Genomic DNA, 12,570 nt, shown 5'->3' on the forward strand with positions numbered 1-12,570 from the left:
GGCCGCCCAGAGGCCCGAAGTTTAGCGGACATGGCCAAGAGCAAGGACAAGGACACCACCAAGGGCACGGGCACCATCGCGCTCAACAAGCGCGCGCGGTTCGAGTACCACATCGACCAGCGCTATGAGGCCGGCATCGCCCTGCAAGGCTGGGAGCTGAAAGCGCTGCGCGCGGGTCGGATCAACTTCGGCGACGGCTATGCCATCGTCATTAAGGGCGAAATCTTCCTGGTCGGCGCCTCGATCCCCCCCCTGATCAGCGCTTCCACCCACGTCATCGCCGAAGACCGCCGCACGCGCAAGCTGCTCCTGCACCGCAAGGAGATCGACCAGTTGATCGGCGCAGTGGAGCGCAAGGGCTACACGCTGGTGCCCACCGCGATGTACTGGAAGAACGGCAAGGTGAAGGTGGAAGTCGGCCTGGCCCGCGGCAAGCAGGAACACGACAAGCGCGACACCGAGAAGCAGCGCGACTGGCAGATCGAAAAACAGCGCACGATGCGCTCGCACAATCGGGCGTCCTGACCGCGTTCTGCCTGTTCGGCTTGCGGGCATCGCAAAAAAACTTCGTGCAAGGTGTCGATCCGGCACCCCGCCGTTCGTCGCACCTTTGAAGGCGGATTCATCCCGGCCACAGGAGGCGAACCGATGCGCTGCATAGTGATCGTGAAGGCGACCAAAGACACCGAGGCCGGCCTGATGCCGAGCACCGATCGGCTCGCCGCGATGGGCCAATTCAACGAAGAATTGGTGAAGGCAGGCGTGATGCTGGCCGGAGAAGGCCTGCATCCCAGTTCGCGCGGCGCCCGCGTGCGTTTCGACGGCGCACAACGCACCGTGATCGATGGCCCGTTCACCGAATCCAAGGAACTGATCGCCGGCTTCTGGCTATGGCAGGTGAAGTCGATGGCCGAAGCCATCGAATGGCTGAAACGCGCGCCGTTCGACACCGGCGCCGAAGTCGAGATCCGCCCGGTATTCGAGGCCGAAGACTTCGGCGACAAGTTCACGGATGCCTTGCGCGAGCAGGAAGCAAACCTGCGCGCGCAGATCGGCAACCGCCCATAAACCCCGCCCTGCAAGGAGTACCGCCATGCAATTCGTCGCCTACCTCAACTACGACGGCAATGCCGAGGCCGCCTTCGATTTCTATGCCAGCTGCTTCGGCGGCAAGGTCACCATGCGGGCACGCTATGGCGACGCGCCGCCTGAAATGCCCATGCCTGCGGAGATGCGCGACAAGATGATGCACGTGCGGCTGGAAGTCGGCGACCAGGTGCTGATGGCCTCGGACGCGATGGCGCCGCAATGTCCCTATACGCCGATCAAGGGCTGCTCGGTGTCGATCCAGCTCGACTCGCCGGAACAGGCCGAGCGGATTTTCCACGCGCTGGCCGAAGGTGGCACGGTGCAGATGCCGATCCAGCAGACCTTCTGGGCCGCGCGCTTCGGCTCGCTGGTGGACCGCTACGGCGTGCCGTGGATGATCAACTGCCCGCCCGCTGCATGATGCCTTGCTCCCACGGAGCGATGATGGTCTGATCGGTCGCCATGACGGCGACCGACATCCCCCGCAGCATCGAAGCCATCTGGCGCATCGAATCGGCGCGCATCATCGCCGGCCTCACCCGCATGCTGCGCGACGTGGGCCTGGCGGAGGAACTGGCGCAGGACGCGTTGGTGACTGCGCTGGAACAATGGCCGCAGACCGGCGTGCCGGACAATCCCGGCGCGTGGTTGATGACCACGGCGAAACACCGCGCGATCGACCGCCTGCGCCGTCATCAGCTGATGGAGCGCAAGCACGAGGAAATCGCCCGCGAACTGGAGGCCGAACAGGCCGATGCTATGCCCCGCTTCGACGCCATGCTGGACGACGATATCGGCGACGACCTGCTGCGGCTGATCTTCACCGCCTGCCATCCCGCGCTGCCTGCCGATTCGCGCGTGGCGCTCACCCTGCGCCTGCTGGGCGGCCTCAGCACGCCCGAGATCGCCCGCGCCTTCCTGCAGCCGGAGCCCACCATCGCCCAGCGCATCGTGCGCGCGAAGCGCACGCTGGCCGAGAAACAGGTGCCGTTCGAGGTTCCGCGTGGCGAAGAGCTCGCCGAACGCCTGGACGCGGTGCTGGGCGTGATCTACCTGATCTTCAATGAGGGCTACACCGCCACCGCCGGCGACGACTGGATGCGGCCCGCGCTGTGCGAGGAAGCCCTGCGGCTGGGCCGCATCCTCGCCGGACTGATGCCGCAGCAGGCCTCCGTGTTCGGCCTGCTCGCACTGATGGAACTGCAGGCCTCGCGTACGCATGCGCGCAGCGCACCGGACGGAACGCCGATCCTGTTGCTGGAACAGAACCGCGCGCGCTGGGATCGGCTGCTGATCCAGCGTGGCCTAGCCGCGCTGGATCGCGCGCAACGGCTGGGCGACCACGAAGAGCCGTACACCCTGCAGGCAGCAATCGCCGCTTGCCACGCCCGCGCCAATACCGCGGAGCAAACCGACTGGCACCGCATCGCGGCGCTGTACGCCACACTGGCCGGCGTCACGCCATCGCCCGTGGTGGAACTCAACCGCGCAGTGGCCGTGGCGATGGCCAGCGGGCCAGCAGCAGGCCTTGCGCTGGTCGATACGCTACGCGACGAACCGGCACTGGCGAACTATCACCTGTTGCCGGCAGTGCGCGGCGATCTGCTGCAGAAGCTCGATCGCCACGGTGAGGCCCGCACGGAGTTCGAACATGCCGCGGCGCTCACCCGCAACGCCCGCGAACGCGAACTGTTGCAAGCACGCGCCAAAACCTGTGCGCAGCACACCACCACCGGTTGACGGCGCGAAAAGCGGGGCCACCCGATAGGCGGCCCCGTCAGCGTGAACGGAACTCAGGACTGGCTGTCGTCAGCCGGCGCGGCATCCGCCTCGTCTTCCTTCTTGCCTACCATTTCTTCCAGCGCACCGGCGCCCTTGAATCCGGCGATGGCCGCAATGCCCTTCGTCAGCAGGCCCGCATTCGGATCGAGCTTCTCGGCGCCTTCGACTGCCGCCACGGCACCGGCAACTTCACCCAAGGTATCGAGGATTCCCATGACGTTCTCCGCTTTGGAATGGAGCGGCCAGCATGCGACTAGTCGATTACCGGTGAATGAATCCTGGCGCAAGTTTCTTCGTCGCGAATTTGCGGGATCCGCCGCCCACAGGCGGTCACGAGCCGCAAACGCGCGGCTCCAGGTAGCGTCAAAGCCTTGTGCGGTCAAGATCCGGGCCTGCAGGCCGATAGAAACCCGACGCCCAAACCTTGCAAAGCCACGCTACGATCAGGCCACCTTCGTGCGACATGCAAGGCCTAAGGACTCAAGGGTTCGTTGAATGCTGGCCAGTTCGTACAACCCGTTGCTCGTCGTGTGTTCCCTGCTCGTGGCGATCTTCGCCTCCTACACGGCACTGGGCATGGCCGGCCGCATCACCACGGCACGTGACTCCGGCGCGCGCTGGTGGCTGTTTGCTGGCGCCTGCGCGATGGGATTGGGCATCTGGTCGATGCATTTCGTCGGCATGCTGGCTTTCAGCCTGCCGATTCCGCTGGGCTATGACCCGCTGATCACCCTGCTGTCGTTGCTGATCGCCATTGCCTCTTCCGCATTCGCCTTGTGGCTGGTTTGCCGGCAAACGCTGCCTTGGACGCACCTGGTCGGCGGCGCCCTGCTGATGGGGCCGGCCATTGCCGGCATGCATTACACGGGCATGGCAGCGATGCGCATGAGCCCGGGCATCCAGTACGACGCGTGGCTGTTCGCCCTGTCGGTGGCGATCGCCATCATGGCAGCGGGTGCAGCGCTGTGGATCGCCTTCCAATTGCGCAAGGACTCATCGCACGTATGGCGGAAACGGCTCGGCGCGGCCGTCGTCATGGGCCTCGCCATCGTCGGCATGCATTACACCGGCATGAGCGCCGCGCAATTCCCGCTGGGCAGCATCTGCGGGGCAGCACATCATGGCGTGAACACGAACTGGCTGGCCGTCGTCGTCATCGTCGTCACCCTGGCAGTACTGGCGGCGACGCTCACCGTCTCCGCGTTCGACGTGCGCATGGAGTCGCGCACGGCCGTGCTGGTCAGCTCGCTCGCCGAGGCGAACGAGGAACTCACCTATCTCGCCCTGCACGACAGCCAGACCAAGTTGCCGAACCGCGTGTTGCTGCACGATCGCCTCGAACATGAAATCCTGATCGCCGATCGCGACAAGAGCCGTTTCGCGCTCATGTTCCTGGACCTCGACGGCTTCAAGGCCGTCAACGACGTGTTTGGACATCGCTCCGGCGACATGCTGCTGGTCGAAGTTGCCCAGCGCATACGCGCCAACGTGGGCAACGAGGATACCGTCGCCCGCATCGGCGGCGACGAATTCGTATTGCTGGCCCGTATCGAAGAACCGACGGATGCTGCCCGTATCGCCGAGACCCTAATGAAGGCGATCGGCGAGCCCATCTTCATCGCCAAGCACGAGCTGCATGTGACTTCCAGCATCGGCATCGTCCTCTACCCTGGCGACGGCGCCACCCAGCAGGAGCTGATGACCAATGCCGACGCGGCGATGTACCACGCGAAGGCGTCGGGACAAAAAGGCTATGCTTTTTTCGAAACCTCGATGAACTCCGATGCGCACGAACAGATGCAGATCGCGCGGGAACTGCGCGTAGCCTCGGCACGCGGTGAACTGACGCTGCACTATCAGCCGAAATTCGACGCGCCGAACGGTCCCGTCATCGGCGCAGAGGCCTTGCTGCGATGGTCGCATCCCACGCTCGGGATGATCCTGCCCGGCCACTTCATTCCCATCGCGGAGAAAACCGGCCTGATCGTGCCGATTGGTGAATGGGTGCTCGACGAAGCATGTCGGCAAATGCGCGCGTGGCATGACGCCGGGCATCCGCAATGGACGATTGCGGTGAACCTGTCGGCAGTGCAGTTCGGCCACGATGGACTTATCGAGCTGGTGCGCGGCACGCTGGCGCGCCATGCGCTCGCCCCGCGCTTTCTGACGCTGGAAATCACCGAGTCCACCGCCATGTCCGATGTCGAGGCAAGCCTGGCGACGCTGCAGCAGCTGAAGGACATGGGGGTGAACATCTCCATCGACGACTTCGGCACCGGCTACTCCAGCCTGCTCTACCTGAAACGTCTGCCGGCCACCGAACTGAAGATAGACAAGGGCTTCGTGCGCGACCTTGCCATCGGCACCGAGGACGCCGCCATCGTGTCGGCCATCGTCGCGCTGGGGCAGACGCTCAACCTCAAGATTGTCGCCGAAGGCGTTGAAACCGCCGCGCAGAAAGCGTTCCTCACCCGCATCGGTTGCGACAGCCTGCAAGGCTTCATGCTTGGCGAACCGATGCCGGCCAAGGAATTCATTGAAGCGGTAGCGCAGGATCCGGCTTCCACCGAGGCTCCGAAGTAAAGCGCCCGACTCGATTCTCCCGCAACGCGCTGTGCTGCGAGCCCGCCAGCCGCGATCCGGTCACGGAGCAGCTCCCGCACGTCGAGACCCAGTGGAGGCGCTGAAGGCATGCCGCCGCACACCCTTTCCCACGCGACCAACGATTAAGGAGTATGGTCGCCGTATCCCTCTCGCCACGAGTCGCCCCAATGAGCAAATCGCCTCCGGTTCTGACGGTCGCAGCCATCCACTCCGTGTATTCCAGCAAGAAGATCGGTTCCGTCGTAGAGCACGCAACGAAGTTCCAATCGACAAAACGCTTCGCGCGCGATCCCGAACACACTGGCCAAGCACCGGTGAACCCCAAAGATCCAAAGGGCACCCGCCACCGTTGACAAGGGCGGTTGGCCGCTGCGTCCCAGCACTCACACGCTGACCGTGTAGCACCCCGGCAAACTGACGCAGCATGGGACGGTTGCCGTTGCCGCTGCGAGCCATAGCCTTTCGAAGTTGTGAAGGCCTCAGCCGCGGCACGACTCCAAAGCCTGACGGCCATCGAGAGATGGCCCACGCATTGCATGTGTTGCCAAGCTCGCGCCTCGCGAAGGTGGATCCCTGTCGCCGTCCCGCGGACGGCCCGATGCGCACGCATCGATCGACCGGATTCCCGACCATAGATTCAGACAAGGTTCGATCCACGGTCTCTACGATCCAGAACGCATGACGTGAAGTTCCGCATTCATGCCGCTGTACACGCGATGCAGGCGCCAATTCAGTGCCCGCAACTGATTCAACGCAACCGGCCGGATCATTTGGCTGCTGTTCACTGACAAGCAATCCGGACGTGCAATGATCGATGCTCTTATTTCGTTCAATGACGACAAACGAACTCCGGAATCCGTTCGACACGTCGACATATTCGTGTGACGACGGATGCGAATAATAAGCAGGCATACACCCTGCGTGTCGCCGCTTTTCGGTCTCTTTTTGAGACTCGCGATTTACATTCAAAACAGGGCCACGAAACTCACACAATATTGTGGGTTTTCCTGAAATTTGACAGGAGGCCGTACCGCCATTTCTAGCATCCTTGGATCGACGCTGACTTAGGATTCGGGAGTATGACGGCGCTGTGTTTGAGCGGATATTGATTGTCTGCATGGGTAATGTTTGCCGCAGTCCCACGGCAGAATACCTGTTTCGACAGCGCACGAGATCACGCCACGTTGCATTCAGCAGCGCGGGGCTCTATGCGCCTGCCGGAAGACCCATGGATGCGACTTCCCTGCAATTGCTCGCCGAAAGCGGCATTGACGGCACGTTGCATCGTGCCCGCCAGTTGACACCCGCCATGCTGCACGAGGCTGATTTGGTGCTTGGCATGGAAAAGAGTCATGTCGCAGCGATGATCCAACTTGCCCCCGAAATTCGCGGCAAGGTTTATCTGCTAGATAAATGGTTGAATGAAAACGATATACCCGACCCTTATCGCCAAGAGCGCATTGCATTCGAATACGTACACGAAATGATCACAAAAGGAGTGGATAGCTGGCAGCTTTATCTGTGATCCCTGTTCTCATGTCACGAGATGGTAATCCATATGACCGGCACCCTGGCCCCTCTGCAACGCGATAACGAAATCGATCTGAGCGAATTGCTTGGCACGCTTCGCGACAACAAGTGGCTTATCTGCCGCATTACCGTGATTTTTGTCGTACTCGGCATCATCTATGCTGTAGTTGCAACACCGATCTATCAAGCCACGTCGACAGCGCAGGTGGAACAGAAGGTTCCGGATCTGCCCGGCTTGAGCGCACTCAGCCAGACGCTGGGGGCGGAAGATCCCGAAGCAAGCACCCAATCGGCCTTGATCACTTCGCGCATGGTGGTCGGCGCAGTGGTCGACAAGCTCAAGCTCGCGGTCGAAAGCAGCCCGGAACGCTTTCCCCTGTTCGGCAATTTCATCGCCCACCTCTACGCCTCGCACAATGCCGGCAAGGTGGCGACGCCCTGGTTCGGAATGACCGGCTACGACTGGGGCGGCTCGAAGCTGGACATTTTCCAACTGGACGTACCCGACAATCTCCTGGACAAGCCGCTGACCCTGATCGCAGGCGAGAACGGCGGCTACATCCTGGTCGACGAGAAGGGAAACCTTCTGGTCACTGGCCATACGGGGGAATCCTCCACTGGCCAGGGCATAACCATCCAGGTCAAGACCCTGGTTGCCAATGAAGGCACCCACTTCCGCGTGTTCCGCCATCGCCGGCTGACGGTGACCAACCGGCTTCGCAAGGCCATCAAGGTCAACGAAGAGAGCAAGGATTCGGGCATCCTCGACATGACCTACGCCAACACCGATCCGGTGTTGGCGGCGAATGTGCTGCGGGAGGTGGGCGAGCTCTACGTGCGCCAGGACGTGGATCGCAATTCCGCGGAGGCGGCGAACAGCCTGGAGTTCGTGCGTGAGCAGCTCCCCAAGGTCCGCAGTCAGCTTGAAACGGCCACAGCGGCGCTTAACGCATACCAGCTCCGCGCTCGCTCGGTCGACATCAGCATGCAAACCCAAAGCCTGCTGGACCAGGAGGTCTCCATCCAGACCAACATCCAGCAGTTGCGCCTGCAGCAGGCGGACATGCAGCGCCAGTACACACCCGAGCATCCGGCCTACAAGGCCCTGATGAAACAGATAGGCCAGCTGGAGGCGCAGAAAGGCGGGATAGACAAGCAGGTCGGCAACCTGCCGAATACCCAGCAGGAGCTGTTGAAACTGACCCGCGATGTGCAGGTGAGCAACGACACCTACACCGGCCTGCTCAACCAGGCCCAGCAACTCGACATCGCCCGCGCGGGCACGGTCGGCAATGTACGGATCATCGACAGCGCGGCGGTGGACGTCACACAGCCGATATGGCCGAAGAAGACCATCGTGGTGCTCGGCAGCGCGTTCCTCGGTGGCTTCGTGGCGCTCTTGTGCGTCTTCATACGGCAGGCGCTCAACCGTGGCATCGAAGATCCGGCCGTCATCGAAAACATCGGCCTGCCCGTGTATGCCTCCATCCCGGTCAGCCTGCGGGAGCAGGCATTGCACGACAAGCGCGTCCGCGGATACGGCAAGCAACGCCTGCTGGTCATGGACGCGCCGGCTGACATGGCCACCGAGGCCTTGCGGAGCTTGCGCACCAGCCTGCATTTCGCCCGCCTTGAGGCGAAAAACAACGTGCTGATGATCACCGGTTCCAGTCCGGATGTCGGCAAGACGTTCGTCTCCGCCAACCTCGCCACCCTGGTCGCCCAGGGCAACCAGCGCGTGTTGCTGATCGACGGCGACATGCGCATGGGGTCGCTGCACAGAATCGTGGGCTGCCAGGCCGGGGTCGGCCTTTCCGAATTGATCTCGGGCCAGACCGACCTGGAAGCGGCAATACAACCGGTCGCTCCGTCCTCGCACCTGCACTTCATCGGCCGCGGCAAGATTCCGCCGAACCCTTCCGAGCTGTTGATGAACTCCCGTTTCTCCACGCTGCTCGACCACGTGAAGAAGGTGTACGACCTAGTCATCATCGACACTCCGCCGATCCTGGCGGTGACCGATGCGGCCATCATCGGCCACCATGCAGGCACCGCCCTGATGGTGGTGCGCTTCGGGCTCAACCAGGTGCGCGAAGTCGCCTTGGCACGGCAACGCTTCGAGCAGAACAACATCCACCTCCGGGGCGCCATCTTCAACGCCGTGGAGAAGCGCAGCAGCGGCTACTACTCCTACGCCTACTACGGCGTCGGCAAGGCGACCGCATGAGAAAAGCCCGCCTCGAAGCGACGACAACCGATGTCAGGTACGGCCAGCCGCGCAGGCGCACAGCGACACAGGGTCGGGCGCGCTGCAACTGCGCATGGCGACCGCCGCAAACCCGCCGCCCGTGGACAGAAGCATCCATCGCACATGGGCCGGCAGAGACCGCGCAGCCCCAGGACCCGTTTTCATGACCACTCCGTCGAAGAACTTCGCCCTTATCGGTGCAGCCGGCTACATCGCTCCCCGCCACATGCAGGCCATCAAGGCCACCGGCAACCGGCTACTGGCCGCCTTCGATCCGAACGATTCGGTCGGCGTCATCGACAGCCACTTCCCCGATGCCGATTTCTTCACCGAGTTCGAACGCTTCGACAGGCACGTCGATCTGCGCCGGCGCGCCGGCGATGGCGGCCAGATCGATTACGTCTCCATCTGTTCGCCGAATTACCTGCATGACTCGCACATGCGCTTCGCCTTGCGTTCCGGCGCACATGCGATCTGCGAGAAGCCGCTGGTACTCAATCCGTGGAACATCGATGGTCTGCGGGAAATTGAGCGAGAGACCGGCAAGCGCGTCAATACGATCCTGCAATTGCGCCTGCACCCGGCGATCATCGCCCTGCGCAACCGGGTCCGGCATGGACGACGCGACACCAAGCACGAAGTGGACCTTGCCTACGTCACCTCGCGCGGCCACTGGTATCTGCAAAGCTGGAAAGGCGATCAGAAGAAGTCCGGCGGCATAGCCACCAACATCGGCGTGCACTTCTTCGACATGCTGCACTACATCTTCGGCGCGTTGCAGGCCAACGTCGTGCACCTGCGCAGCGACACGAAGGCGGCGGGCTACCTGGAATACGAAAACGCCCGCGTGCGCTGGTTCCTGTCGGTGGACGTCGAAGACGTGCCCATTCCGGTGCGCGAAAGCGGGCAACGCACCTATCGATCGATCACGGTGGACGGCGAGGAGATCGAGTTCTCTGGCGGCTTTGCGGACCTGCATAACCGCAGCTACGAAGAAATCCTTGCAGGCCGTGGTTTCGGCCTCGATGAAAACCGCGTCGCCATCGAAACCGTGTCGACGATCCGCACCAGCGGCATCGTTTCCGCGGCGAACGACGGCCACCCTTCTCTGCAACGGCGAGCCTGAAGAGCGAACAGCATGGACCACTACCAGCACCCTTCTGCCATCGTCGACGAAGGCGCCCGGATCGGCGCGGGCTGCCGCGTATGGCATTTCGTGCACGTCTGCGGCGGCGCCCGCATCGGCAGGGACGTCTCGCTCGGCCAGAACGTATTCGTCGGCAACAAGGTAGTTATCGGAGACCACTGCAAGATCCAGAACAACGTGTCGGTATACGACAACGTGACGCTCGAGGAAGGCGTCTTCTGCGGTCCGAGCATGGTCTTCACCAATGTCTACAACCCACGCTCGCTCATCGGGCGCAAGGACGAATACCGCGACACCCTGGTCAAACGGGGCGCCACGCTGGGTGCGAACTGCACCATCGTCTGCGGCATCACCATCGGCGAGTTCGCCTTTGTAGGCGCCGGAGCGGTCGTCAACCGGAACGTGCCCGCGTATGCCCTGATGGTAGGCGTGCCGGCACGGCAAGTCGGGTGGATGAGCGAGTTCGGCGAGCAGCTCCCCCTGCCGCCGGACGGACGTGGCGAAGCCATCTGCGCGCACACCGGCGCACGTTATGTGCTGAGAGGGCGGGTGCTGCACAAGGAGGAGCCCGCCGCGTGATCGACTTCATCGACCTCAAGGCCCAGCAGGACCGCATCAAGGATCGCCTCGATGCCGGCATCGCCCGCGTGCTGGCACATGGCCAGTACATCCTCGGGCCGGAAGTGACCGAACTGGAAGTGAAACTTGCCGCCTTCGTGGGCGCCAGGCACTGCATCAGCTGCGCAAACGGAACGGACGCGTTGCAGATCGCGCAGATGGCGTTGGGCGTCGGCGCCGGCGATGAGGTCATCATGCCCGGCTTCACCTACATCGCCACCGCGGAGACGGTTGCGCTGCTGGGCGCGCGGCCGGTCTACGTGGACATCGACCCGCGTACCTACAACCTCGATCCAACCGGGCTCGAAGCGGCGATCACCCCGCGGACGCGCGCGATCATTCCCGTTTCGCTTTACGGGCAGTGCGCGGATTTCGACGCCATCAACACGATCGCGAACAAGCATGGCATCCCGGTGATCGAAGACGCCGCGCAGAGTTTCGGCGCGCTCTACAAAGGTCGTCATTCGTGCAACCTGAGCACCGTCGCCTGCACCAGCTTCTTCCCCAGCAAGCCGTTGGGTTGCTACGGCGACGGCGGCGCACTTTTCACCAACGACGACCGACTTGCCCTAGTGATGCGGCAGATCGCGCGTCACGGCCAGGATCGCCGCTACCACCACATCCGCGTCGGCGTGAACAGCCGGCTGGATACGCTGCAAGCGGCCATCCTGCTGGCCAAGCTGGAAGTATTCGAAGACGAAATCGGCATGCGGCAACAGGTCGCAGCCCATTACGATGCGCTGATCGCGCGAGCCGGCATCGCCGCTCCGCCCCATGTCGAGCCGCACAACTCCAGCGTCTACGCCCAATACACCATCTGCGTGGACGAACGCGAATCACTGCAGGCGCAACTGAAGGACGCGGGCGTTCCCACCGCGGTGCATTACCCGATTCCGATCAACAGACAACCGGCGGTCGCGGACGCCGGCGCGCGCCTGCCGGTGGGCGACGACGTGGCCGCACGGGTGCTCAGCTTGCCCATGCACCCGTATCTGACGGAACCGCAGGCAAACCTGGTCGTGGGAAAGCTCGTCGCGGCATCGATGAAACAGGTCCGGACATGCTCGATCTCCTTGCCAGGTTGATAAGCGGCTCGGTCGATTGGGCCCAGCGCAGGAGCCACGCCCGACGGATGCGCGGGTACGGCGGCATATCGCCGCGCGCCACGATCGGCCTGGGCTCGAAACTGATCGGCCCCAAGCAAAATTTCCTGGTCGGCGAGATGAGTTATCTCAACCAGGCGCATCTCTCGTGCGGACCGCATTCCAGGGTCGTCATCGGCCGCAGCTGCGCCATCGGCTACAACGTGTCGATCAAGGCGATCACCCATTCGCTGGGCAAGCCGACCAACAACGCAGCGGGCCCGATCATCCATCTGGAGCGCGACATCGTCATCGGCGACGACTGCTGGATCGGCGACAACGTCTATATCCGTGAAGGCGTCACGCTGGGCAACAACGTGATCGTCGGCGCCAATTCCGTGGTCACGCGATCGGTACCGGACAACCGGGTGATTGCCGGCGTCCCTGCGCGAGTCATCAAGGAGCTGTGA

General features: G+C 63.0%; 12 protein-coding genes. 11 read left to right on the forward strand and 1 reads right to left on the reverse strand.

Going from position 1 to position 12,570, the window contains the following annotated elements; translation table 11 throughout:
- The first annotated feature begins 30 nt into the window (after window positions 1–30).
- The 4 genes from smpB (at window position 31) to ISP25_RS04715 (ending at window position 2,829) form a co-directional block, all read left to right on the forward strand.
- Window positions 31–525, forward strand: coding sequence for an SsrA-binding protein SmpB (gene smpB, locus ISP25_RS04700; protein WP_192106547.1), 495 nt, complete (start codon window positions 31–33; stop codon window positions 523–525).
- Window positions 526–648: 123 nt separating this feature from the next.
- Window positions 649–1,068, forward strand: a complete 420-nt coding sequence (locus tag ISP25_RS04705) for a YciI family protein (protein WP_404612023.1) — start codon at window positions 649–651, stop codon at window positions 1,066–1,068.
- 25 nt (window positions 1,069–1,093) lie between these two features.
- Window positions 1,094–1,510 carry a VOC family protein gene (locus tag ISP25_RS04710; RefSeq protein WP_404612025.1) on the forward strand — a complete coding sequence of 139 codons (417 nt, stop codon included), beginning with the start codon at window positions 1,094–1,096 and terminating at the stop codon, window positions 1,508–1,510.
- A 41-nt stretch (window positions 1,511–1,551) separates the two neighbouring features.
- Window positions 1,552–2,829 (forward strand): RNA polymerase sigma factor, encoded by a 1,278-nt coding sequence (locus ISP25_RS04715; protein ID WP_404612027.1) that lies wholly within the window; start codon window positions 1,552–1,554, stop codon window positions 2,827–2,829.
- Between the two features lie 53 nt (window positions 2,830–2,882).
- Here the strand turns inward: ISP25_RS04715 and ISP25_RS04720 are convergent, their stop codons facing one another.
- Window positions 2,883–3,086 (reverse strand): hypothetical protein, encoded by a 204-nt coding sequence (locus ISP25_RS04720; RefSeq protein ID WP_192157165.1) that lies wholly within the window; start codon window positions 3,084–3,086, stop codon window positions 2,883–2,885.
- Between the two features lie 283 nt (window positions 3,087–3,369).
- On the opposite strand from ISP25_RS04720, the gene ISP25_RS04725 reads away from it, so the two are divergent.
- The 7 genes from ISP25_RS04725 to ISP25_RS04755 all read left to right on the forward strand — a co-directional run bounded on the left by ISP25_RS04725 (window position 3,370) and on the right by ISP25_RS04755 (window position 12,570).
- On the forward strand, window positions 3,370–5,454 hold the full coding sequence (locus tag ISP25_RS04725; RefSeq protein ID WP_404612090.1) for a putative bifunctional diguanylate cyclase/phosphodiesterase: 2,085 nt from the start codon (window positions 3,370–3,372) through the stop codon (window positions 5,452–5,454).
- Between the two features lie 1,111 nt (window positions 5,455–6,565).
- Complete coding sequence (locus ISP25_RS04730) at window positions 6,566–7,000, forward strand: arsenate reductase/protein-tyrosine-phosphatase family protein (RefSeq protein ID WP_192157162.1); 435 nt, start codon at window positions 6,566–6,568, stop codon at window positions 6,998–7,000.
- A gap of 33 nt (window positions 7,001–7,033) precedes the next feature.
- Entirely contained in the window at window positions 7,034–9,232 is a 2,199-nt protein-coding gene (locus tag ISP25_RS04735; protein ID WP_192157161.1) for a polysaccharide biosynthesis tyrosine autokinase, read from the forward strand.
- Between the two features lie 184 nt (window positions 9,233–9,416).
- Window positions 9,417–10,379 carry a Gfo/Idh/MocA family protein gene (locus ISP25_RS04740; protein ID WP_404612030.1) on the forward strand — a complete coding sequence of 321 codons (963 nt, stop codon included), beginning with the start codon at window positions 9,417–9,419 and terminating at the stop codon, window positions 10,377–10,379.
- Window positions 10,380–10,391: 12 nt separating this feature from the next.
- Window positions 10,392–10,979, forward strand: a complete 588-nt coding sequence (gene wbpD, locus ISP25_RS04745) for a UDP-2-acetamido-3-amino-2,3-dideoxy-D-glucuronate N-acetyltransferase (RefSeq protein ID WP_404612032.1) — start codon at window positions 10,392–10,394, stop codon at window positions 10,977–10,979.
- The gene (locus ISP25_RS04750) at window positions 10,976–12,103 is read left to right on the forward strand and encodes a DegT/DnrJ/EryC1/StrS family aminotransferase (protein WP_404612034.1); all 1,128 of its coding nucleotides are present in this window, start codon (window positions 10,976–10,978) and stop codon (window positions 12,101–12,103) included. The genes wbpD and ISP25_RS04750 overlap by 4 nt, the downstream gene beginning before the upstream one ends.
- A complete protein-coding gene (locus tag ISP25_RS04755; protein ID WP_192157156.1) occupies window positions 12,079–12,570 on the forward strand; it encodes an acyltransferase in 492 nt (163 codons plus the stop codon). The genes ISP25_RS04750 and ISP25_RS04755 overlap by 25 nt, the downstream gene beginning before the upstream one ends.

Source organism: Rhodanobacter hydrolyticus (genome assembly GCF_044904645.1).

Excerpts from the sequence above, each read along its gene's own strand:
- smpB (WP_192106547.1), top strand. The coding sequence starts at position 31 with ATGGCCAAGAGCAAGGACAAGGACACCACCAAGGGCACGGGCACCATC.
- ISP25_RS04705 (WP_404612023.1), top strand. The coding sequence starts at position 649 with ATGCGCTGCATAGTGATCGTGAAGGCGACCAAAGACACCGAGGCCGGC.
- ISP25_RS04710 (WP_404612025.1), top strand. The coding sequence starts at position 1,094 with ATGCAATTCGTCGCCTACCTCAACTACGACGGCAATGCCGAGGCCGCC.
- ISP25_RS04715 (WP_404612027.1), top strand. The coding sequence starts at position 1,552 with ATGACGGCGACCGACATCCCCCGCAGCATCGAAGCCATCTGGCGCATC.
- ISP25_RS04720 (WP_192157165.1), bottom strand. The coding sequence starts at position 3,086 with ATGGGAATCCTCGATACCTTGGGTGAAGTTGCCGGTGCCGTGGCGGCA.
- ISP25_RS04735 (WP_192157161.1), top strand. The coding sequence starts at position 7,034 with ATGACCGGCACCCTGGCCCCTCTGCAACGCGATAACGAAATCGATCTG.
- ISP25_RS04740 (WP_404612030.1), top strand. The coding sequence starts at position 9,417 with ATGACCACTCCGTCGAAGAACTTCGCCCTTATCGGTGCAGCCGGCTAC.
- wbpD (WP_404612032.1), top strand. The coding sequence starts at position 10,392 with ATGGACCACTACCAGCACCCTTCTGCCATCGTCGACGAAGGCGCCCGG.
- ISP25_RS04755 (WP_192157156.1), top strand. The coding sequence starts at position 12,079 with ATGCTCGATCTCCTTGCCAGGTTGATAAGCGGCTCGGTCGATTGGGCC.